This is a genomic window from Pseudomonas sp. P4_B4 (assembly GCF_056402255.1).
In genome coordinates this window covers 12238-33140 of sequence record NZ_JBFUHS010000048.1, presented here as the reverse complement: position 1 = coordinate 33140, position 20903 = coordinate 12238, and the positions used below count along the sequence as shown (strand labels likewise).

General features: G+C 59.7%; 23 protein-coding genes. 1 reads left to right on the top strand and 22 read right to left on the bottom strand.

The genetic code is table 11. From position 1 onward, the window contains the following. Window positions 1-329: 329 nt before the first annotated feature. The 21 genes from AC1DVE_RS29250 to trmJ all read right to left on the bottom strand — a co-directional run bounded on the left by AC1DVE_RS29250 (window position 330) and on the right by trmJ (window position 19109). Window positions 330-1121 (bottom strand): amidohydrolase, encoded by a 792-nt coding sequence (locus AC1DVE_RS29250; protein ID WP_223458608.1) that lies wholly within the window; start codon window positions 1119-1121, stop codon window positions 330-332. Next, window positions 1109-2257: a pyridoxal phosphate-dependent aminotransferase gene (locus AC1DVE_RS29245; protein ID WP_223458606.1), complete on the bottom strand. Its 1149-nt coding sequence runs from the start codon at window positions 2255-2257 to the stop codon at window positions 1109-1111. The genes AC1DVE_RS29250 and AC1DVE_RS29245 overlap by 13 nt, the downstream gene beginning before the upstream one ends. Window positions 2258-2379: 122 nt before the next feature. Next, on the bottom strand, window positions 2380-3849 hold the full coding sequence (gene der / locus AC1DVE_RS29240) for a ribosome biogenesis GTPase Der (RefSeq protein ID WP_046040936.1): 1470 nt from the start codon (window positions 3847-3849) through the stop codon (window positions 2380-2382). Window positions 3850-3985: 136 nt separating this feature from the next. Further along, window positions 3986-5137, bottom strand: coding sequence for an outer membrane protein assembly factor BamB (gene bamB, locus AC1DVE_RS29235; RefSeq protein ID WP_223458604.1), 1152 nt, complete (start codon window positions 5135-5137; stop codon window positions 3986-3988). Then, window positions 5130-5771 (bottom strand): YfgM family protein, encoded by a 642-nt coding sequence (locus tag AC1DVE_RS29230; protein ID WP_223458603.1) that lies wholly within the window; start codon window positions 5769-5771, stop codon window positions 5130-5132. The genes bamB and AC1DVE_RS29230 overlap by 8 nt, the downstream gene beginning before the upstream one ends. 41 nt (window positions 5772-5812) lie before the next feature. After that, window positions 5813-7102 (bottom strand): histidine--tRNA ligase, encoded by a 1290-nt coding sequence (gene hisS / locus AC1DVE_RS29225; protein ID WP_223458601.1) that lies wholly within the window; start codon window positions 7100-7102, stop codon window positions 5813-5815. Between the two features lie 38 nt (window positions 7103-7140). Continuing rightward, complete coding sequence (ispG, locus tag AC1DVE_RS29220) at window positions 7141-8250, bottom strand: flavodoxin-dependent (E)-4-hydroxy-3-methylbut-2-enyl-diphosphate synthase (protein ID WP_003185136.1); 1110 nt, start codon at window positions 8248-8250, stop codon at window positions 7141-7143. A 3-nt stretch (window positions 8251-8253) separates the two neighbouring features. After that, window positions 8254-9279: a RodZ domain-containing protein gene (locus tag AC1DVE_RS29215; protein WP_223533072.1), complete on the bottom strand. Its 1026-nt coding sequence runs from the start codon at window positions 9277-9279 to the stop codon at window positions 8254-8256. Continuing rightward, entirely contained in the window at window positions 9279-10037 is a 759-nt protein-coding gene (gene pilW / locus AC1DVE_RS29210; protein WP_223458597.1) for a type IV pilus biogenesis/stability protein PilW, read from the bottom strand. The genes AC1DVE_RS29215 and pilW overlap by 1 nt, the downstream gene beginning before the upstream one ends. A 16-nt stretch (window positions 10038-10053) precedes the next feature. After that, the gene (rlmN, locus tag AC1DVE_RS29205; RefSeq protein ID WP_057716300.1) at window positions 10054-11196 is read right to left on the bottom strand and encodes a dual-specificity RNA methyltransferase RlmN; all 1143 of its coding nucleotides are present in this window, start codon (window positions 11194-11196) and stop codon (window positions 10054-10056) included. Window positions 11197-11224: 28 nt separating this feature from the next. Next, window positions 11225-11650: a nucleoside-diphosphate kinase gene (gene ndk / locus AC1DVE_RS29200; RefSeq protein ID WP_007903599.1), complete on the bottom strand. Its 426-nt coding sequence runs from the start codon at window positions 11648-11650 to the stop codon at window positions 11225-11227. Between the two features lie 88 nt (window positions 11651-11738). Continuing rightward, complete coding sequence (gene iscX, locus AC1DVE_RS29195) at window positions 11739-11939, bottom strand: Fe-S cluster assembly protein IscX (protein ID WP_223458596.1); 201 nt, start codon at window positions 11937-11939, stop codon at window positions 11739-11741. A 14-nt stretch (window positions 11940-11953) separates the two neighbouring features. Then, window positions 11954-12295 (bottom strand): ISC system 2Fe-2S type ferredoxin, encoded by a 342-nt coding sequence (gene fdx / locus AC1DVE_RS29190; RefSeq protein ID WP_007982752.1) that lies wholly within the window; start codon window positions 12293-12295, stop codon window positions 11954-11956. 2 nt (window positions 12296-12297) lie between these two features. After that, window positions 12298-14160, bottom strand: a complete 1863-nt coding sequence (gene hscA / locus AC1DVE_RS29185; RefSeq protein WP_223458594.1) for a Fe-S protein assembly chaperone HscA — start codon at window positions 14158-14160, stop codon at window positions 12298-12300. A 51-nt stretch (window positions 14161-14211) separates the two neighbouring features. Further along, entirely contained in the window at window positions 14212-14733 is a 522-nt protein-coding gene (gene hscB / locus AC1DVE_RS29180; protein WP_007982749.1) for a co-chaperone HscB, read from the bottom strand. An 8-nt stretch (window positions 14734-14741) separates the two neighbouring features. Continuing rightward, on the bottom strand, window positions 14742-15065 hold the full coding sequence (gene iscA / locus AC1DVE_RS29175) for an iron-sulfur cluster assembly protein IscA (protein ID WP_003227904.1): 324 nt from the start codon (window positions 15063-15065) through the stop codon (window positions 14742-14744). Window positions 15066-15099: 34 nt separating this feature from the next. Then, on the bottom strand, window positions 15100-15486 hold the full coding sequence (gene iscU, locus AC1DVE_RS29170; RefSeq protein ID WP_007982746.1) for a Fe-S cluster assembly scaffold IscU: 387 nt from the start codon (window positions 15484-15486) through the stop codon (window positions 15100-15102). A 101-nt stretch (window positions 15487-15587) separates the two neighbouring features. Further along, entirely contained in the window at window positions 15588-16802 is a 1215-nt protein-coding gene (locus AC1DVE_RS29165) for an IscS subfamily cysteine desulfurase (RefSeq protein ID WP_223458592.1), read from the bottom strand. Window positions 16803-16852: 50 nt separating this feature from the next. Then, window positions 16853-17344: a Fe-S cluster assembly transcriptional regulator IscR gene (gene iscR, locus AC1DVE_RS29160; RefSeq protein ID WP_223458591.1), complete on the bottom strand. Its 492-nt coding sequence runs from the start codon at window positions 17342-17344 to the stop codon at window positions 16853-16855. Window positions 17345-17559: 215 nt separating this feature from the next. Continuing rightward, complete coding sequence (cysE, locus tag AC1DVE_RS29155; protein WP_223458953.1) at window positions 17560-18336, bottom strand: serine O-acetyltransferase; 777 nt, start codon at window positions 18334-18336, stop codon at window positions 17560-17562. A 2-nt stretch (window positions 18337-18338) separates the two neighbouring features. Further along, window positions 18339-19109, bottom strand: a complete 771-nt coding sequence (trmJ, locus tag AC1DVE_RS29150; protein WP_103394285.1) for a tRNA (cytosine(32)/uridine(32)-2'-O)-methyltransferase TrmJ — start codon at window positions 19107-19109, stop codon at window positions 18339-18341. Between the two features lie 146 nt (window positions 19110-19255). Between trmJ and suhB the strand changes: the two genes are divergently transcribed. Then, window positions 19256-20074 carry a type III secretion system regulator SuhB gene (gene suhB / locus AC1DVE_RS29145; RefSeq protein ID WP_007982736.1) on the top strand — a complete coding sequence of 273 codons (819 nt, stop codon included), beginning with the start codon at window positions 19256-19258 and terminating at the stop codon, window positions 20072-20074. 260 nt (window positions 20075-20334) lie between these two features. Here suhB and AC1DVE_RS29140 read toward each other — a convergent pair whose 3' ends face one another. Continuing rightward, window positions 20335-20883, bottom strand: coding sequence for a glycine zipper 2TM domain-containing protein (locus tag AC1DVE_RS29140; RefSeq protein ID WP_150728289.1), 549 nt, complete (start codon window positions 20881-20883; stop codon window positions 20335-20337). Window positions 20884-20903 lie beyond the last annotated feature (20 nt).

The window sequence follows — 20903 nt, the reverse complement described above, 5'->3', positions numbered from 1 at the left end:
CCTTTGACCACAAGAGCTTCGCAGTTACATGCCCGCTCGCCCTGGTCGGCATCGCCTTGTATCCGGTTCTTGTCCATCGGCTCACGGTTTCGATCCACGCTTCCTCCCCACACTCGGTCGCCCTCATGCAGTTGCGCTTCACTTCGTTCGCTGTGGCCAGCTTACGGCGGGACTTTCACCCACAAGATTGCGCCCATGCTGGGCGCACATGCAAAGGCCCCAAGGTTCGCACCTTGGGGCCTTTTTGTTTGCCTGCCTGTTTTTGTGTTGCCTGTTATGACCCCTTCGCGAGCCTGCTCGCGAAAGCGGTCTGTCAGGCAACAAAAATCTCAGGTGAATTCGAAAGTATCCGCATCCAGATTCGCCGGAAACCGCGTGCGATACGCCGCCAGCTCTGCCGCATCCAGCACCACCTTGAACACCCCGTCAGCCTCTCCGGCACTGAGCAGTGTCTCGCCCTGGAAATCCAGCACCTGGCTGTCACCGGTATAGGCAAAGCCCTTGCCATCAGTCCCGATGCGATTGACCGCCGCCACATAGCACAGGTTCTCGATCGCCCGCGCCGGCAGCAAGCGGTTCCAGTGCTGGCGCCGTGCACCGGGCCAGTTGGCGGTGTACAGCAGCAGATCAGTGTCCTGGGCGTCACGACTCCACACCGGGAAGCGCAGGTCGTAGCAAATCAGCGGTCGCACTCGCCAGCCTTTGAGCTCGAACTGCACCTGGCGTTCGCCGGGGGTGTAGTGGTTATGCTCACCGGCCATGCGGAACAGGTGACGTTTGTCGTAATGCAACACCTCGCCATCCGGGCGTGCCCACAGCAGGCGATTGCGATGACTGCCGTCGGCGGCCTGGACGATGACGCTGCCGGTGATCACCGCATCGAGCCTCAAAGCCTGAGCCCGCAACCATTTGCTGGTGGGGCCGTTTTCCGCTTCGGCGAGGGTCTCGGATTCCATGGAGAACCCGGTGGTGAACATCTCCGGCAGAATGATCAGGTCGGCGCCGCGAGCCTGTTCCAGCAACGGCTCGAAATGCTCGAGGTTGGCCTGGCGGTCGTGCCAGGCCAGGGACGTCTGGATCAGCGCAACGGTCAGTTTCGGCAATGCACTCAGATCACGCATAGTTTTTCCGCTGCTTCACGCAGGGTCTCCTCACGCTTGGCAAAGCACAGCCGCACCAGACGCTGACCGACCGGTGGCGTCTGGTAGAACACCGAGATCGGGATACTGGCCACGCCATGCTCACGAGTCATCCACAGGGCCATCTCGACGTCATTGAGGTCCGGGCGGATCTGCGAGTAATCGACCAACTGGAAATAGGTACCGGTCACCCGGGTGAAACTGAAACGCGACGGCGCCAGCAGATCGCAGAACAGATCGCGCTTGGCCTGATAGAAACCCGGCAGCTCCTCGACGTGCTCAGGATGCTCGGCCATGTAATCGGCCAAGGCATATTGCAGCGGTGTCACGCCGCAAAAGCTGACGTATTGGTGCACCTTGCGCAATTCCGCCGTCAGGGCCGGTGGCGCGACCACGTAGCCGGTTTTCCAGCCGGTGACGTGGTAGGTCTTGCCGAACGAACTGACCACGAAGGCTCGCTGATACAGCTCCTCATGGGCCAGCACGCTGACATGGGGCACACCGTCAAACACCAGATGCTCATAGACTTCGTCGCTGATCACATAGATATCGCGATCACGGATCAAGGCTGCCAGTTGATCCAGTTCGGCACGGCTGATCAACGCGCCACTGGGGTTGTGCGGGGTGTTGAGAATGATCATCCGCGTGCGCGGGCTCAACGCATCGGCGAGCTTCTGGAAGTCGATGCTGAAATCGTCGAGGCCCAGTTGCACATGCACGCAACGACCGCCGGCCAGCTCCACCGAAGGTTCGTAACTGTCGTACGCCGGGTCAAACACGATGACTTCGTCACCGCTGTGGATAACCGCCTGAATGGCACAGAAAATCGCCTGGGTTGCACCCGGCGTGACGGTTACTTCATGGTCGGCATCGACATGGACGCCGTAACTGCGGGCGATCTTTGCCGCAATCTGCTGACGCAAGGCGGGTAGACCGGTCATTGGCGAATATTGGTTATGGCCACTGGCGATGTGCCGACCGACCGCATCGCACAGGGCCTGCGGGGCATCGAAATCGGGGAAGCCCTGGGACAGATTGAGCGCGCCGGTCTGAGCCGCGAGCTGAGACATCTGAGTGAAGATAGTGATGCCGACATTCGGCAGCTTGCTGGTGATCATCGGTGGTTCCCTGCTCTACACCCGGCTCTACGGCGGCGCGGGGGATTCCGAGGATAGCCCAAACGGCAGGCATGAAAAAGGGCGCCATTGGCGCCCCTTCCATCCCACGGGAAAAACCTCAATCAGCGCTTGTCGCGACGCTTCTTGTCGGCCTTCTTGTGGTGCGACATCAAGCGACGCTTCTTGTTGACCTGACGGTCGGTGAGCGTGTTCTTGTTGCCTTCGTACGGGTTCTCGCCACCCTTGAACTCGATGCGGATCGGCGTACCGACCAGCTTCAGCACACGGCGGTACGTGTTTTCCAGGTAACGCACGTAGGACTTCGGCACCTTCTCGATCTGGTTACCGTGGATCACGATGATCGGCGGGTTCGCGCCACCAAGGTGGGCATAACGCAGCTTGATCCGGCGGCTGTTGACCATTGGCGGCTGGTGCTCGCTGACCGCGTCTTCCAGGATCTGGGTCAGGCGGCTGGTCGGCCAGCGGGTAACCGCGGACTTGAACGAGTTCTGTACCGACGCGTAGAGGTTGCCCACGCCGGTACCGTGCAGTGCCGAGATAAAGTGAATATCGGCAAACTCGACGAAGAACAGGCGACGCTGCAACTCGATCTTGACGAAGTCGCGCTCGCTCGGCGTCATGCCGTCCCACTTGTTGATCGCGATGACCAATGCACGACCGGCCTCAAGGGCAAAGCCCAGCAGGTTGAGGTCGTGGTCCACCACGCCTTCGCGGGCGTCCATCACGAAGATCACCACGTTGGCGTCTTTGATCGCTTGCAGGGTTTTGACCACCGAGAACTTTTCGACTTCTTCGTGGATCTTGCCGCGCTTGCGCACACCGGCGGTGTCGATCAGCGTGTACTTCTCGTCGTTACGCTCGAACGGGATGTAGATACTGTCGCGGGTGGTGCCGGGTTGATCATAGACGATTACCCGGTCTTCCCCGAGCATGCGGTTGACCAGGGTCGACTTGCCGACGTTCGGACGGCCGATGATCGCGATCTTGATCCCGTCTTTTTCGCTTGGGCCTGGAATGCGCTTGGCTTCCTCGCCTTCGGCGACGTCTTCTTCCTCGCCTTCTTCCAGCTCGTCGTCGTCTTTCGGGAAGTCACTCAGGGCGATTTCCAGCATCTGGGTGATGCCACGGCCGTGGGCACCGGCGATCGGGATCGCGTGGCCCATGCCCAACGGAGCGAATTCGGCGCGGGCCATTTCAGGGTCGATGTTGTCGACCTTGTTGGCAACCACGTAGGAACGCTTGTTACGTTTGCGCAAATGCTCGGCGATCATCTGGTCGGCGGCGGTGAAACCGGCCTTGGCATCTACCAGGAACAGAACGACATCCGCTTCTTCGATGGCCAGCAGCGACTGCTCGGCCATCTTTTCGTCCATACCGTGCTCGTCACCGGAGATACCGCCGGTGTCGATCAGAATGTAGGAACGCCCTTGCCACTTGGCCTCACCGTACTGGCGATCACGGGTCAGACCGGACAAGTCGCCGACGATGGCGTCACGAGTCCTGGTCAGGCGGTTGAACAAGGTGGACTTGCCGACGTTTGGTCGGCCCACCAGGGCGATTACGGGAACCATGCGGCTCTCCACTTCGTTATTTCAGAAAATACAAAAGCCGCTGCGAGGCAGCGGCTGGTGCTCGGGGCAACGCCTGAAAGCGCTGCAAACCCCGGAAATCCGGAGCCGCCTGGGGTGTTAACCCCAAGCATAGTTCTTACTTGATGGTCAGGGCTTCCAGTTTGCCGCTGTTGCCATACACATAAATCGTCTCACCCATCACCAGCGGACGGGCACGCAGGCCGTCGCTGTCGATGCGCTCGCGGCCGACGAAACGACCGTCCACCTGACTCAGCAGGTGCAGGTAACCTTCCAGGTCACCGACTGCAACGTAGCTGGAGAACACTTCCGGAGCCGACAGTTGACGGCGGGCCAGCGAGTCGTTGCTCCACAGGGCTGTGGTGGAACGCTCGTCGACGCCTTCAACGGTGCCCGAAGACAGGCTCACATAAACGGTACCGAAACCCTGGGCGACACCAGCATAGCTGGAAGCATCACGCTGCCAGAGCTGACGGCCGCTTTGCAGGTCCAGAGCGGCAACGCGCCCCTGATAGCTGGCGACATACAGCGTCTCGCCCGACAGCAGCAAGCCACCGTCGATATCGACCACGCGCTCCAGCTCCGAACGACCTTGCGGGATCGCTACGCGCTGTTCCCACACCGGTACGCCGTTGGAGATGTTCACGGCAACCACTTTACCGGTCGACAGGCCAGCCACCGCGAGGCGGTTGGTCACAATCGGCGCACTGGTGCCACGCAGGGTCAGTACCGCAGGCGTGCTGTCATAGATCCAGCGACGGTTACCGGTGGAGGCATCCAGGCCGATCAGACGATCGTCCTGGGTCTGAACCACCACAACGTCACCGTTGTTGGCTGGCGGTGCCAGTACTTCGCTGGACACGCGAGCGCGCCATTTCTCTTCACCGTTGATCGCGTCCAGGGCAACGATTTCACCCTTGAGCGTACCGATGGTGACCAGACCGTAACCTACGCCAACAGCGCCGGAGACAGGCAGTTCGAGATCTTTCTTCCATTTGACGTCGCCGGTGTTGCGGTCCATCGCCATCAACACGCCAGTAGTGTCGGCGGCATAGATGGTATCGCCATCGATGGCCGGAACCAGCATGTTGTAGGTTTCGCCCTGACCGTCACCGATCGAACGACTCCACTGCTTGTGCAGAACCACTTCTTCCTTGAAGTCGACCAGTTCGGCCGGAGGCAGTTCTTTTTTGCTGTTGCTGCTGCAACCCGCGGCCAACAAGGCCAGAGCCAGCAATGCTGCATGTTTCCAACGAATCACGTCACGCATCCCCTTTGGCCAGGTCGTCCAGCTTGATTTGCAGGCCACCGACCGCCGCTTCATCCGACAGTGCCGCCTTGGCTTTTTGATACGCCGCGCTCGCCTCGTCGGTACGACCCAACTGCACCAGCAGGTCGCCCTTGAGCTCTTCACGAGTGGCCAGGAATGCCTTGTCGGCATCGCCGTCGAGAAGCTTCAGTGCTTCATCGGCCTTGTTCTGCGCGCCGAGTACCTGGGCCAGACGCTGACGGGCGATTTCGCCCAGCGCCGGGTTGGCCGGTTTGCCGACAATGGCTTTGAGCTCGCTGGCCGCGTCGTCCAGCTTGCCGCTGTCGACCGCAACCTTGGCCACGAACAGGCTGCCGTACTGCGCGTAGGCGCTGCCGCCGAACTCGCTGTTGAGCTTGCCGGCCAGGTCCGAAACACGGGCCGCATCAGGCTTGCCGTCAGGCGTCAGCGTGGTTTCGAGCAATTGCTGATAGAGAATCGAGGCGCCTTGCGACTGATTGCTCTGATATTTGTGGAACGCCTGCCAGCCGAACACGATGACCAGCGCCAACAGGCCACCAGTGACCAGGGGCTTACCGTTGCGTGACCACCATTCCTTCAATTCCGCCACATGTTCGTCTTCGGTACTCGACACCCCAATACTCCTTAATCGCTAATTCGGCTGTTTAGACAGCTTCAACCCTGCACGACGCAGGTGGCCAGGTGAGCGGCAAGCGCATCCCAGGCAATGCTTTGTTGTTCGCCCTGGCCACGCAGGGGTTTGAAACCTACCACTTGCTGGGCCATTTCGTCGTCACCGAGGATCAGCGCATACAGTGCACCGCTCTTGTCGGCCTTCTTGAACTGGCTTTTGAAACTGCCGGCGCCGGCATTCACTTGCAGGCGCAGGTTGGGCAACTGATCACGAACACGCTCCGCCAGGGTCAGGCCAGCCAGCTCGGCGGCTTCACCGAAGGCGCAGAGGTAGACATCGACCTGACGGGAGATCTCTTGCGGGATCTGCTCCAGGGTTTCCAGCAGCAGGACCAGGCGTTCGATGCCCATGGCAAAACCAACGCCGGCGGTCGACTTACCGCCCATCTGCTCCACCAGACCGTCGTAACGGCCACCGGCACACACGGTGCCCTGGGCGCCGAGTTTGTCGGTGACCCATTCGAAAACGGTCTTGCTGTAGTAATCCAGCCCGCGAACCAGCTTCGGGTTGATCACGTAAGGAATGCCGGCAGCGTCCAGGCGAGCCTTGAGGCCCTCGAAGTGCACGCGGGATTCTTCGTCGAGGTAGTCGGCCATTTTCGGCGCATCAACCAGAATCGCCTGTGTCTCGGCGTTCTTGGTGTCCAGGACGCGCAACGGGTTGGTCTTCAGGCGGCGCTGGCTGTCTTCGTCCAGCTTGTCCAGGTGTTGCGACAAGAACTCGACCAGTGCTTCGCGATAACGCCCACGGGATTCGCTGGTGCCCAGGCTGTTGAGCTCGAGTTTGACCGCATCGCGGATGCCCAGTTCGCCCCACAGGCGCCAGGTCAGCACGATCAGCTCGGCGTCGATGTCCGGACCGTCGAGGTTGAACACTTCCACACCGATCTGGTGGAACTGGCGATAACGGCCTTTCTGCGGACGCTCGTGACGGAACATCGGCCCGATGTACCAGAGTTTCTGAACCTGGCCGCCGCCGGTGATGCCGTGTTCCAGCACCGCGCGCACACAGGCCGCCGTGCCTTCAGGGCGTAGGGTCAGGGAGTCGCCGTTACGATCGTCGAAGGTGTACATCTCTTTTTCGACGATGTCGGTCACTTCACCGATGGAACGCTTGAACAGTTCGGTGAACTCGACGATCGGCATGCGGATCTGCTTGTAACCGTAGTTATCCAGCAGGCGCGAAACAGTGCCTTCGAAATGACGCCACAGAGGGGTCTGCTCGGGCAGGATGTCGTTCATGCCACGAATGGCTTGCAGAGACTTGCTCACTTAAATTCCTTAATTCGTTCGGCTCTTTTTAGCCAGGCTTAGCCGCGCGCAATAACGGCAGCATCAGCTTCGACCTTTTCGGCCGCTTTCTGGCGGATCAAGCGTTCAAGCTCATCCACCAGATTGTCATTCGTCAGCTTCTGCGACGGCTTGCCGTCGATGTAAATCAGGTTCGGCGTGCCGCCGGTCAAGCCGATATGGGCTTCCTTGGCTTCGCCCGGACCGTTGACCACGCAACCGATCACCGCGACATCCAGCGGCACCAGCAAATCTTCGAGGCGCCCTTCCAGCTCGTTCATGGTCTTGACCACATCGAAGTTCTGCCGCGAGCAACTCGGGCAGGCGATGAAGTTGATGCCACGGGAACGCAGGTGCAGGGATTTGAGAATGTCGTAGCCGACTTTCACTTCCTCGACCGGGTCGGCCGCCAACGAGATGCGGATAGTATCGCCAATCCCTTCGGCGAGCAGCATACCGAGGCCCACGGCAGATTTCACCGTGCCGGAACGCAAACCACCGGCTTCAGTGATGCCCAGGTGCAGCGGCTGGACGATTTCCTTGGCCAGCAAGCGGTAGGCTTCGACGGCCATGAACACATCGGACGCTTTCACGCTGACCTTGAAGTCCTGGAAGTTCAGGCGCTCAAGGTGCTCGACGTGGCGCAAGGCAGACTCGACCAGCGCAGCCGGGGTCGGCTCGCCATATTTCTTTTGCAGGTCTTTTTCCAGGGAACCGGCGTTCACGCCGATACGGATCGGGATCCCGCGGTCACGGGCGGCATCCACCACCGCACGCACGCGGTCTTCGCGGCCGATGTTGCCCGGGTTGATCCGCAGGCAATCGACACCCAGTTCGGCTACACGCAAAGCGATCCGGTAGTCGAAGTGAATGTCGGCAACCAGGGGCACCTTGACCAGCTGCTTGATCTTGCCGAAGGCTTCGGCAGCGTCCATGTCCGGTACGGAGACCCGCACGATATCGACGCCGGCCGCCTCCAGGCGATTGATTTGCGCGACAGTGGCCGCGACATCGTTGGTGTCGCTGTTGGTCATGCTCTGCACAGCGATAGGCGCATCGCCGCCAACAGGCACGTTACCGACCCAGATCTTGCGAGATTCGCGACGTTTGATTGGAGATTCGCCGTGCATGACTTATTGACCCAATTTCAGGCGAGCAGTCTCGCCACTGGTGAACGGAGCGACATCAACCGGCTGGCCGTTGTAGCTGACCTGAGCGCCGCGGGCAAAGCCCAGGCGCACGGTAAACGGTGGTTTGCCATTGACTGCCAGGCTGTCGCCTTTGCGTTTGAGACCGCTGAACAGCACCTTGCCGCTACCGTCGGTCACTTGTGTCCAGCAATCGGAGGTGAACTGCACCTTGACCTGGCCTTGACCGGCCACTGGCGCGGTTACCGCTGGCGCAGGAGCCGGAGCGCTCGGGGCTACCGGTGCAGTCACCACCGGGGCCGGGACGGCCGGAGCTGTCGGGGTCACCGGCGTTGCGACAACAGGCGCGATAGTGCGGGCCGGTGCGGCTGGTGTGGTCGGCGATGTCGGGGCGGCTGGTGCAGTCGCCTGAGCCTGCTCTGGTGCTTCAGCCGGAGCGTCGGCCTGTGGCAGCGCGAGGGCGGTTCCGCCTTCGGTCTGACCTTCCACGACGGCCTGGTCTTCCGGCTCGTCCAGCGGGTGAATCTGTGTCGTACCGTCGGCGCCTTCGACTTCTACGTGCTCTGGTGCCAGACCGATCAGGTCCTTGGTGCGCATCGAGGTCTGATCCTGCCACCAGACGAAACCGCCACCGATCACCGCGACCAGCAACAGCAGGCTGACGATTCGCAAAATGGTGTGGGAAACCCGAACCGGCTCTTCAATACGGCCCAGGCTGTGAACATTGCTGCCCTGGGAGTCGGTACCGGTGGATTGATCGAATTGCTGGACCAGGACGGCCTGGTCCATGCCGAGCAACTTGGCATAGGCACGAATGTAACCGCGGGCAAAAGTATGCCCGGGCAGCTTGTCGAAAGCGCCGGCTTCCAGATTGCTCAAGGAAGTGGTGGTGAGGTTGAGCTTGAGGGCCACTTCGGCCAGCGACCAGCCATTGCTTTCGCGGGCCTGGCGCAAAGTCTCACCGGGGTTTACGCGATTCGCTGCTACAACTTCGGGATGCGCCGCTTTCATCATTGCTCCGACAGGTATTGCTGATATTCCGGCGTACCGGGATAGAGTCTTTTTAGTTGCAGGCCGGCACTTGCGGCCTTGTCGCGGTCGTCAAACACTTTTGCCAACCGAACGCCGAGCAACAGACTACGTGCATTTTGTTCGGAGAGCTGGCTAAAACGGTCGTAATAGTCACGCGCGGGCACATAATGCCTGTCTTCGTAAGACAACTCAGCCATTTCCAGCAATGCACGAGGTTGTTGGCGGTTCAGGCGCAGGGCTTTTTCCAGTTGCTGCAGGGCCAGATCGCGTTGGCCGAGCATTGCAGCGGTCATGCCCAGGTTCTCGAACACCCGCGAACGCTCAGGATACAGGGTATCGGCAGCGGCTTGTTCAAAGCGCTCGTAGGCTTCCTTGTAACGTTTCTGCTCGAACAGAAAACTGCCGTAGTTATTGAGGATTCGTGCATCGGCGGGACGCGAAGCCAGCGCCTTGAGAAAATGCTCGTCGGCAAGTGTAGGTTCCATCTCGGCCTGGAACACCAGCCCCAGCGCCGCGTTGGCATCAGGGTCGGAGCCATCCAGATCCAACGCTTTCTTCAACGGAACCTTGGCGCGCTCGGTCATGCCTTGTTGCAAATACCCGATACCGAGTTGCACATAGGCCTCACGCGCTTCATCACGGCCCTTGCTGGTCTTCATCGGGTTGTAATCGCCCGAAAGCACGCAGCCAGCACACAGGCTGGCCAACAGCAAAAGCAGCGCAAAGCGCAGGGACATAGAGTTCCTCTCTTGGTTATTTCGCGGCGTCTTGCGCTACATCGTTGTCGGCGTTCAGTTCACGCACGGCGATATAACGTTCGCTGCGACGGGTGCGATCCAGCACCTGCCCTACCAATTGACCACATGCGGCGTCGATGTCTTCACCACGGGTGGTGCGGACGGTGACATTGAAACCTGCATGGTGGAGCTGATCCTGAAAACGACGAATCGCATTATTGCTCGGACGCTCGTAACCGGAATGCGGGAACGGGTTGAACGGGATCAGGTTGATCTTGCACGGGATGTTCTTGAGCAGCTCGATCATTTCCACCGCGTGCTCGACCTTGTCATTGATGTCTTTGAGCAAGGTGTACTCGATGGTCAGCACGCGCTTTTCGCCGAGATTCGACATATAGCGCTGGCACGACTCGAGCAGCATCTTAAGCGGATACTTCTTGTTGATCGGCACCAATTGGTTACGCAATGCGTCATTCGGTGCGTGCAGGGACAACGCCAGGGAGACGTCGATGTGCTTGGAGAGCTCATCGATCATCGGCACCACACCGGAGGTCGACAGGGTCACACGGCGCTTGGAAATGCCGTAGCCCAGGTCGTCCATCATCAAATGCATGGCCGCGACGACGTTGTCGAAGTTCAGCAGCGGCTCACCCATGCCCATCATCACCACGTTGGTGATGGCACGGTCGACGGTTGCCGGGACGCTGCCAAAGGATTTGTTGGCAATCCACACCTGGCCGATGACTTCGGCGGCGGTGAGGTTGCTATTGAAGCCTTGCTTGCCGGTGGAGCAGAAACTGCAATCCAGGGCACAGCCTGCCTGGGACGAAACGCACAAGGTGCCGCGCTTGCCCTGGGGAATGTACACGGTCTCGACGCAGCTGCCGGACGCCACGCGCACCACCCACTTGCGGGTGCCGTCGCTGGAGATGTCCTCGCTGACCACTTCCGGACCACGGACCTCAGCAACAGCCTTGAGCTTTTCGCGCAAGGCCTTGCTGACGTTCGTCATGGCATCGAAATCATCGACACCAAAGTGGTGAATCCATTTCATTACCTGACCGGCACGGAAACGCTTCTCCCCGATTGAGTCGAAGAATTTTTCCATTTCCAGCTGAGTCAGACCCAGCAGGTTAGTTTTTACAGTCGATGTAGTCATGGATTCACCTTCACTCTTAAGCCAATGCTTAGCGAGTGGTTACTTCAGTAGCTGCGAAGAAGTACGAGATTTCGCGAGCGGCAGCGGCTTCGGAGTCCGAACCGTGTACGGCGTTGGCGTCGATGGAGTCAGCGAAGTCAGCACGGATGGTGCCGGCAGCAGCTTCTTTAGGGTTGGTAGCGCCCATCAGCTCACGGTTCAAAGCGATAGCGTTTTCGCCTTCCAGAACCTGAACGACAACCGGACCGGAGATCATGAAAGCAACCAGGTCGTTGAAGAAACCACGAGCGCTGTGCTCAGCGTAGAAGCCTTCAGCTTCGGCTTTGGACAGTTGCTTCAGTTTCGAAGCTACAACGCGCAGGCCAGCTTTTTCGAAACGAGTGGTGATCTCGCCGATAACGTTTTTTGCAACGGCGTCAGGCTTGATGATGGAGAAAGTACGTTGAACAGCCATGGTGTAACTCCAGAAACGGTAATTTACGAAAAATTAAACCCGCGAATTATACGCGGGTTCTCGGGTATTGCCTAACCTGCGGCGTGGCTCAGTGGCGTTCTTCGATCCAGTGGGCCTGAATGGCCTCCAGGATCTTTTCGCCACAATGCTCAGGCATATCGTCGAAATCGGGCAGTTCCATCACCCATTTACGCAGATCGACGAAATTGACCGACATAGGGTCCACTTCGGGCTTGCTTTCAGCCAGCTGGATCGCGATCTCCAGCACATCAGTCCACTTGAGTTTCATGACAATTCCTTGAATCAGTGCGCTGCTTCGGCTGCGTGGTTGAGCGAGTACTTCGGAATTTCGACGGTCAGGTCTTCGGTACCGACCTTGGCCTGACAACCCAGGCGCGATTGAGCTTCCAGCCCCCAAGCCTTGTCAAGATAGTCCTCTTCCAGCTCGTCAGCCTCTTCCAGCGAGTCGAAACCCTCGCGGATGATGCAGTGGCAGGTGGTGCAGGCGCAGACGCCGCCACAGGCACTTTCCATCTCGATATGGTGCTCATGGGCCAGCTCGAGGATGGACGTACCGGTCTCAGCCTCCACAACCATGCCTTCGGGGCAAAACTTCTCGTGTGGCAGAAAAATGACCTGCGGCATCGTTATTCCTCAATCTCATTCAGGTTGCGCCCCGCCAGCGCGGCTTTCACCGTCGAGTCCAGGCGGCGGGCAGCAAAGGCGTCGGTCACTTGCGACAGACGCTTGGTCTGCTGCTCGATGGCGTAACCATCGGTACCTTTCATCAGTTCGGTCAGTTCCTGCACCTGCATGTCGATGACCAGGCGCTCTTCGGCGTCGAGCAAACGCTCGCCATCAGCCTCCAGAGCAGCCTGCACCGCTTCGATCAGGCGCTGAGCGTCGACCTGCTGCTCACGCAGTACGCGAGCAACCTTGTCGTCATTGGCGTGCTGGAACGAGTCCTTGAGCATCCTGGCGATTTCGCCGTCGGTCAGGCCGTAGGACGGCTTGACCTGAATGCTCGCCTCAACGCCCGAACCCAGTTCCCGGGCGGAAACGCTGAGCAGACCGTCGGCATCGACCTGGAAGGTCACGCGAATCTTCGCCGCGCCAGCCACCATCGCCGGAATGCCGCGCAGCTCGAAGCGCGCCAGGGAGCGGCAGTCGCTGATCAGCTCGCGCTCGCCCTGCAATACGTGGATGGCCATGGCCGACTGGCCGTCTTTGTAAGTGGTGAAGTCCTGGGCGCGGGCGACGGGGATGGTGGTGTTACGCGGAATCACCTTCTCCATCAGGCCGCCCATGGTTTCCAGCCCCAGGGACAGCGGGATCACGTCCAGCAGCAACAGTTCGCCGCCATCACGCTTGTTACCGGCCAGGGTATCGGCCTGGATCGCGGCACCGATGGCTACCACTTGATCCGGGTCGATTTCAGTCAGCGGCTGGCGACCGAAGGCTTCGGCGACGGCGTCACGAACGCGAGGAACGCGAGTCGAACCACCAACCATGACCACGGCATGCACGTCTTCCAGCTCGATACCGGAATCACGCACCGCACGGCGGCAGGCTTTCAGGCTGCGAGCGACCATCGGCTCGATCAGCGCATTGAAGGCTTCGCGGGTCAGCTCGGCTTTCCAGTTGCCATGGGCCACTTCAACGGCCGCAGCATTGGTCAGGGCTTCCTTGGCCACACAGGCGGTTTGCAGCAAGTTGCGTTGCGCACCCGGATCGAGATCGGCGGACAGGCCAGCGCTCTCGATGATCCAGCCAGCGATCGCATGGTCGAAGTCATCGCCACCCAGGGCGCTGTCGCCGCCGGTAGCTAGGACTTCGAAAACACCGCCAGTCAGGCGCAGAATCGAAATATCGAAGGTGCCGCCGCCCAGGTCATAAATGGCGACCAGGCCTTCGGCGTGCTGGTCCAGACCGTAAGCCACCGCCGCCGCGGTCGGCTCATTGAGCAAACGCAGCACGTTGAGGCCGGCCAGCTTGGCCGCATCCTTGGTGGCTTGACGCTGAGCGTCGTCGAAATAGGCCGGAACGGTGATCACCGCGCCCACCAGCTCACCGCCCAAGGTCGCTTCAGCGCGTTGACGCAGGACCTTGAGGATATCAGCAGAGACTTCGACCGGGCTTTTCGGGCCCTGGATCGTCTCGATGAACGGCATGTGCGACTCGCCATCGACAAAGCGGTACGGCAGTTGCTCGCCTAATTGCTTGACGTCGGACAGACCACGACCCATCAAGCGCTTGACCGACAGCACGGTGTTCAACGGATCGGTAGCGGCGGCCAGTTTGGCGGATTCGCCCACCTCGACGCGATCGGCGTGGTAGCGCACGGCAGACGGCAGGATGACCCGCCCTTCTGCGTCGGCAAGTGGCTCGGAAAGACCACTGCGCAATGCAGCGACCAGCGAATTGGTAGTGCCCAAGTCGATCCCCACAGCCAGACGACGCTGGTGCGGTTGAGGACTTTGGCCGGGTTCGGCGATCTGCAGTAGGGCCATCGTTATCAGGACTTATCTGTATATCAGGCGTGCGACCGGAGCGGCACTGGGTTAATCGTCGAGGCGCTCTTCTAACTGGCGCACTTCGTAAGTGAGCTTGTCGAGGAACTGCATGCGCCGCATCAGGCGTTCGGCCCGTTCACGTTGCGCGGCATCATTCCAGCAAGCTGCGAAGCTTTGGTTCAGTTCATCCTGGGCTGCCTTCAGGCGACGCTTGAAGACGGCAACGCCATTGAGGTCGGCGCTGTCCTGCAGGTCTTCGAGCTCTTCGCGCAACTCCATCTGTTGCAGCAGGAACTCCGGATCATGCACCGTGACTTCCAGCGGCAGCTCGCCACCATTCAAGGCGAGCAGGTAGCGCGCGCGCTTGGGCGGACTCTTGAGCGTCTGGTAGGCCTCGTTGAGGCTCGCCGATTGCTCCAGGGCCAACCGTTGTTCGCGTTCGGAAGCGTCGGCAAAGCGGTCCGGATGAACGCCGCGCGCCAGCTCGCGATAGCGCGTAGCCAGCTGATCGAGGTCCAGGTTAAAACTCGGTTGCAGCTCGAATAAAGCGAAATGACAAGGAGTACCCACGACAAGCCTCAGATGTTGAAGCTTTCGCCGCAGCCACATTCACCGCGTACGTTGGGGTTGTTGAACTTGAAGCCTTCGTTCAACCCTTCCTTGACGAAATCGAGCTCGGTGCCGTCCAGGTAGGCCAGGCTCTTCGGGTCGATGATCACTTTTTCGCCGTGACTTTCGAACACCTGATCCTCTGCAACCACCTCGTCGACAAACTCCAGCACGTAGGCAAGGCCGGAACAGCCCGTGGTGCGAACACCCAGACGAATCCCTTCACCTTTGCCGCGCCCGTCGAGGGAGCGCCGCACGTGTCGAGCAGCCGCTTCTGTCATGCTGATAGCCATCGGTGACTCCTTACTCGTCGCCAAAACTCGAAAATCAGATCAAGCCTTTCTTCTGCTTGTAATCGCGAACAGCCGCCTTGATGGCGTCTTCAGCAAGTACCGAGCAGTGGATTTTCACTGGCGGCAGGGCCAGTTCTTCAGCCAGCTGAGTGTTCTTGATGGTTTCTGCTTCGTCCAGGGTCTTGCCCTTCATCCACTCGGTGGCGAGGGAGCTGGAAGCGATAGCCGAACCGCAGCCGTAGGTTTTGAACTTGGCATCTTCGATGATGCCGGCGTCGTTGACCTTGATCTGCAGGCGCATCACGTCGCCGCACGCCGGAGCGCCGACCATGCCGGTGCCGACATCAGGATCTTCCGCGTCCATCTTGCCGACGTTGCGCGGGTTTTCGTAGTGGTCGATGACCTTTTCGCTGTAAGACATGATTCTCAATCCTCACTCATCAGGGCCGCTCTTGAGGCCCTGCAGTTACGCTGCGTCTATTGCCGCGTTGCTACAGGACCTGTATCCGGCGGCTTCTATAGTTAGTGTGCCGCCCACTCGATCTTCGAGATATCGACACCGTCTTTGTACATGTCCCACAGCGGCGACAGAGCACGCAGCTTGATAACGGCCTCACAGACTTTCTGCGCGGCGTAGTCGATTTCTTCTTCGGTGGTGAAGCGGCCGAAGGTGAAACGGATCGAACTGTGGGCCAGTTCGTCGTTGCGGCCCAGGGCGCGCAGCACGTACGAAGGCTCAAGTGACGCCGAGGTGCAGGCCGAACCGGACGAAACTGCCAGATCCTTGAGCGCCATGATCAGCGACTCGCCTTCAACGTAGTTGAAGCTCAGGTTCAGGTTGTGCGGAACGCGGGCGGTCAGGCTGCCGTTGACGTACAGCTCTTCCAGGTGCTCGACCTGCTTGAAGAAACGGTCGCTCAGGGCCTTGATGCGCGCGTTCTCGGCAGCCATATCTTCCTTGGCCACGCGGAAGGCTTCACCCATGCCGACGATCTGGTGGGTCGCCAGGGTGCCGGAACGCATGCCGCGCTCGTGGCCGCCACCGTGCATGGTCGCCTCGATACGTACGCGCGGTTTGCGGCTTACGTACAGGGCGCCGATGCCTTTAGGACCGTAGGTCTTGTGGGCGGAGAACGACATCATGTCGACTTTCAGCTTCGAAAGGTCAATCTCGACCTTGCCAGTGGACTGAGCGGCGTCGACGTGGAACAGGATGCCCTTGGAACGGAGCAGTTCGCCGATCGCCGCGATGTCGTTGATGGTGCCGATTTCGTTGTTCACGTGCATGACCGAAACCAGGATGGTGTCGTCGCGCAGTTCGGCTTCGATCATCTCTGGGGTCACCAGGCCATCGGTGCGAGGCTCGATGTAGGTCACTTCGAAACCTTCACGCTCCAGTTGGCGCATGGTGTCGAGGACTGCCTTGTGCTCGATCTTGGTGGTGATCAGGTGCTTGCCCTTGGTGGCATAGAAATGCGCCGCACCCTTGATTGCCAGGTTGTCGGATTCGGTGGCACCGGAGGTCCAGACGATTTCACGCGGGTCGGCGTTGACCAGGTCAGCGACCTGACGACGGGCGTTTTCGACGGACTCTTCGGCTTTCCAGCCGAACACGTGGGAACGGGACGCCGGGTTACCGAAGTTTCCGTCGACCAGCAGGCATTCACTCATTTTTTGCGCAACACGCGGATCAACCGGGGTGGTCGCAGAGTAATCAAGGTAAATCGGCAATTTCATGGACTATCTCCTAAATCAGGCTGGCTGGCGTGCCGCTAGCTCTTCGGCTGTCATTCGACGGCGGACGCTTCAATCTTGTCCAGGCGCAGCGCCTTGCTGTTGCAACGGCGCTGGTCCTGACGCTGGGCTACTTCTTGCACCTCACGGCGAGTCACAAGATCAGCCAAGCTGATACCGCTCAGAAATTCGTGAATCTGCAGGCTCAGATCGCACCACAAGTGGTGAGTCAGGCAAGTGTCACCGGAATGGCAATCACCCTGCCCTTGGCATTTGGTTGCATCGACCGATTCGTTCACCGCATCGATCACCTGGGCGACCTGGATGCCCTGCATGTCGCGGGACAATTGGTAGCCACCGCCCGGACCACGCACGCTGGACACCAAGTTGCTGCGGCGCAGCTTGGCGAAAAGCTGTTCGAGGTAGGACAGGGAGATGCCTTGGCGCTCGGAGATATCGGCCAGGGACACGGGCCCGTGCTGCGCGTGCAACGCCAGATCGAGCATGGCGGTCACGGCGTATCGGCCTTTTGTAGTCAGTCGCATGGACAATTACCACGGAGTTCGGAATGAGGCGAGTATGCAATTCCCGAGTATTTAAGTCAACTATTAGACCTAGTACTTTAGTCAGGTTTACCCGCAAAAGAGCGGGCGCATCATAGCAGGGTCTGCGGCCTAATGGCACACCGGTCAGCGCTCTGCCATTACCTGATTGCGGCCCGTAGGAGCTGCCGCAGGCTGCGGCAGCTCCTACAAAGGTATCAACCGGCCTGACTCTGATCTTTGTCTTTTACGCAGGCGAAATCTTCTTCACGCAGTTCAGGCAGATCTTTTGCACAATAATTGCTGCCCAGGTCCTTCAACGCCCCGCACATCCCCTCCAGACGCCCATCGACCGCCTGCAGGTGATCGAGCAACTGACCAATGGCACGCGCCACCGGGTCGGGCATGTCTTCAGTCAGACCGTAAGCATCAAAACCAATCTTCTCGGCCATGGCCTTGCGCTTGGCGTCCTGCTCTTCGTCGGGCTTGACGATAATCCGCCCCGGAATCCCCACCACAGTGGCACCCGGCGGCACTTCCTTGGTCACGACCGCATTGGAACCCACTTTGGCCCCGGCACCAACCGTGAACGGGCCAAGCACCTTCGCGCCCGCCCCGACCACGACGCCATCACCCAGGGTCGGGTGACGCTTGCCCTTGTTCCAGCTGGTACCGCCCAGGGTCACGCCCTGGTAAATCGTGACGTCATCGCCAATCTCGGCGGTTTCACCGATGACGATGCCCATGCCATGGTCAATGAAGAAGCGACGACCGACCTTGGCACCCGGATGGATCTCGATCCCGGTCAACCAGCGACCGAAGTTCGACACCAGCCGCGCCAGCCATTTCAGATCAGCACGCCACAGCATCGCCGACAAACGGTGAATCCAGATGGCGTGCATGCCCGGGTAGCAAGTCAGGACTTCAAAAGCGTTACGCGCCGCCGGGTCTCGGTGGAATACGCTCTGGATATCTTCACGCAAACGCTCGAACATCATTAATCCTTCCGTTTAAGGAGCTCACCACGGGCCGCTTTTTGGGTTTCCGTGAGGATGCCACGCAAAATATTCATTTCCGCCCGGCTGACCGAGCTACGTCCGTACAACCGGCGCAGGCGCGCCATCAAGTGCCGTGGCTTTTCCGGATCGAGAAATTCGATGGCCACCAGGGTCTGCTCCAGGTGTTCATAGAATCGTTCCAGCTCGTCCATGGTCGCAAGCTCAGCGCTTTTGACCGAAGCCACTTCTTCCTTCTCGACCTTGCTCGGCTGACCTTGGGCCGCCAGCCAGGACATGCGCACTTCATAACCCAACACCTGCACCGCCGCCCCAAGGTTCAGCGAGCTGAACTCAGGGTCTGATGGGATGTGCACGTGATAATGACATCGCTGCAGTTCTTCGTTGGTCAGGCCGGAGTCTTCACGACCGAACACCAGGGCGATTTCCGCGCCTTGCCCGGCTTCCTCGACCACTTTCGTTCCGCATTCGCGGGGATCGAGCAGCGGCCAGGGAATGCGCCGGTCGCGGGCGCTGGTGCCGAGCACCAGATTGCAACCGACCAAGGCATCTTCCAAGGTGGCGACGACTTGCGCGTTTTCAAGGATGTCACCGGCACCGGAGGCACGGGCATCGGCCTCGTGATGCGGGAACAGACGAGGCTCGACCAGCACCAGCCGCGACAGCCCCATGTTCTTCATGGCACGCGCAGCCCCGCCGATATTGCCCGGATGGCTGGTATTGACCAGGACGACACGAATGTTTTGCAGCAAGGGAGGCGCTCTCGAACACAATAATCGGGAGCGGAATCTTACAGCTCATCCTACCGTTAAGCCATGAAAGCGAACGCCGTCCTTCTCCTGTAGAAACTTTCTGATAGAATGCTCGGCTTTCTTTAACAACCTTAGGTGACACATCCATGCAGCCCATGCTGAATATCGCGCTGCGCGCCGCCCGCAGCGCCAGTGAATTGATCTTCCGCTCCATCGAGCGCCTGGATACCATCAAGGTCGACGAAAAAGACGCCAAGGATTACGTATCCGAGGTGGATCGCGCCGCCGAACAGAAAATCATCGACGCCCTGCGCAAGGCCTACCCGAATCACTCGATCATGGGTGAAGAGACCGGCATGCACGCCGGCACCGGCATCGAAGGCGAAGAGTACCTGTGGATCATCGACCCACTGGACGGCACCACCAACTTCCTGCGCGGCATTCCTCATTTCGCTGTCAGCATCGCCTGCAAATACCGCGGTCGTCTTGAGCACGCCGTTGTTCTGGACCCGGTTCGCCAGGAAGAATTCACCGCCAGCCGTGGTCGCGGCGCTCAACTGAACGGTCGTCGCCTGCGCGTCAGCGGTCGCACCAGCCTGGACGGCGCCCTGCTGGGTACCGGCTTCCCGTTCCGTGATGACCAGATGGACAACCTCGACAACTACCTGGGCATGTTCCGCGCCCTGGTTGGCCAGACTGCCGGCATCCGCCGCGCAGGTTCCGCGAGCCTGGACCTGGCCTACGTGGCCGCCGGCCGTTTCGACGCCTTCTGGGAGTCGGGCCTGTCCGAGTGGGACATGGCTGCAGGCGCCCTGCTGATCCAGGAAGCCGGCGGTTTGGTAAGCGACTTCACCGGCGGTCACGACTTCCTTGAAAAAGGCCACGTCGTTGCCGGCAACACCAAGTGCTTCAAGGCAGTGCTGACGGCGATCCAGCCGCACCTGCCGGCCTCGCTGAAGCGCTAAGCTTCCGGCGACAGAAAAGCACCCTTCGGGGTGCTTTTTTTATGCCTGGAAATCGATCTGAAACACACCACATACCCACTGTAGGAGCGAGCTTGCTCGCGATGGTCGCCAACGATTACGCGCGCTTTCAGGATTAACTCGGTGCCTTTGGGTTCTTCGCGAGCAAGCTCGCTCCCACAAGGGACTCGCTGCGGCGCATAAATCGCGGGCACAAAAAAAGCACCCCGCAGGGTGCTTCTTTTATATCCAGCGTCAGCAAATTACTGAGCCGCCTGATTCTCCGACAAGATCAACTTGCCTTCCTTATCCACCGGAATCTGGTTGCCTGGATCACGATCCATGCGCACCTTGCCTTCCTTGCCGTCCAGCGAATACCGCACGTCGTAACCTACAACCTTGTCACTGATGTCGTTAACCGTGTTACAGCGGGTCTGGGTCGTGGTGTAAGTGTCACGCTCTTGCATGCCTTCCTGCACCTTGTTGCCGGCGTAACCGCCACCGACAGCACCCGCGACCGTGGCGATCTTCTTACCGGTGCCGCCACCGATCTGGTTACCCAGCAAACCACCTGCCAATGCACCAACCACCGTACCGGCGATCTGATGTTGATCTTTCACCGGCGCCTGCCGGGTGACCGCTACATCCTTGCATACTTCACGTGGAGTCTTGATTTGTGTCTTGACCGGCTCAACGGCGAGTACTTGTGCGTACTCTGGGCCGCTTTTAACCAGGCTGTAGGTGGCCACAGCACCCCCGGCAGTTACACCGACAGCACCCAGTACAGCACCAACCAGCATCGACTTGTTCACATGAACCTCCTGGACCATCA

Bases quoted from the DNA above. Each gene is read 5' to 3' on its own strand.
- AC1DVE_RS29250 (WP_223458608.1), bottom strand. From the start codon at position 1,121: ATGCGTGATCTGAGTGCATTGCCGAAACTGACCGTTGCGCTGATCCAG.
- AC1DVE_RS29245 (WP_223458606.1), bottom strand. From the start codon at position 2,257: ATGATCACCAGCAAGCTGCCGAATGTCGGCATCACTATCTTCACTCAG.
- der (WP_046040936.1), bottom strand. From the start codon at position 3,849: ATGGTTCCCGTAATCGCCCTGGTGGGCCGACCAAACGTCGGCAAGTCC.
- bamB (WP_223458604.1), bottom strand. From the start codon at position 5,137: ATGCGTGACGTGATTCGTTGGAAACATGCAGCATTGCTGGCTCTGGCC.
- ispG (WP_003185136.1), bottom strand. From the start codon at position 8,250: ATGCACGGCGAATCTCCAATCAAACGTCGCGAATCTCGCAAGATCTGG.
- AC1DVE_RS29215 (WP_223533072.1), bottom strand. From the start codon at position 9,279: ATGAAAGCGGCGCATCCCGAAGTTGTAGCAGCGAATCGCGTAAACCCC.
- pilW (WP_223458597.1), bottom strand. From the start codon at position 10,037: ATGTCCCTGCGCTTTGCGCTGCTTTTGCTGTTGGCCAGCCTGTGTGCT.
- rlmN (WP_057716300.1), bottom strand. From the start codon at position 11,196: ATGACTACATCGACTGTAAAAACTAACCTGCTGGGTCTGACTCAGCTG.
- ndk (WP_007903599.1), bottom strand. From the start codon at position 11,650: ATGGCTGTTCAACGTACTTTCTCCATCATCAAGCCTGACGCCGTTGCA.
- iscX (WP_223458596.1), bottom strand. From the start codon at position 11,939: ATGAAACTCAAGTGGACTGATGTGCTGGAGATCGCGATCCAGCTGGCT.
- fdx (WP_007982752.1), bottom strand. From the start codon at position 12,295: ATGCCGCAGGTCATTTTTCTGCCACACGAGAAGTTTTGCCCCGAAGGC.
- hscA (WP_223458594.1), bottom strand. From the start codon at position 14,160: ATGGCCCTACTGCAGATCGCCGAACCCGGCCAAAGTCCTCAACCGCAC.
- iscA (WP_003227904.1), bottom strand. From the start codon at position 15,065: ATGGCTATCAGCATGACAGAAGCGGCTGCTCGACACGTGCGGCGCTCC.
- iscU (WP_007982746.1), bottom strand. From the start codon at position 15,486: ATGTCTTACAGCGAAAAGGTCATCGACCACTACGAAAACCCGCGCAAC.
- AC1DVE_RS29165 (WP_223458592.1), bottom strand. From the start codon at position 16,802: ATGAAATTGCCGATTTACCTTGATTACTCTGCGACCACCCCGGTTGAT.
- iscR (WP_223458591.1), bottom strand. From the start codon at position 17,344: ATGCGACTGACTACAAAAGGCCGATACGCCGTGACCGCCATGCTCGAT.
- cysE (WP_223458953.1), bottom strand. From the start codon at position 18,336: ATGTTCGAGCGTTTGCGTGAAGATATCCAGAGCGTATTCCACCGAGAC.
- suhB (WP_007982736.1), top strand. From the start codon at position 19,256: ATGCAGCCCATGCTGAATATCGCGCTGCGCGCCGCCCGCAGCGCCAGT.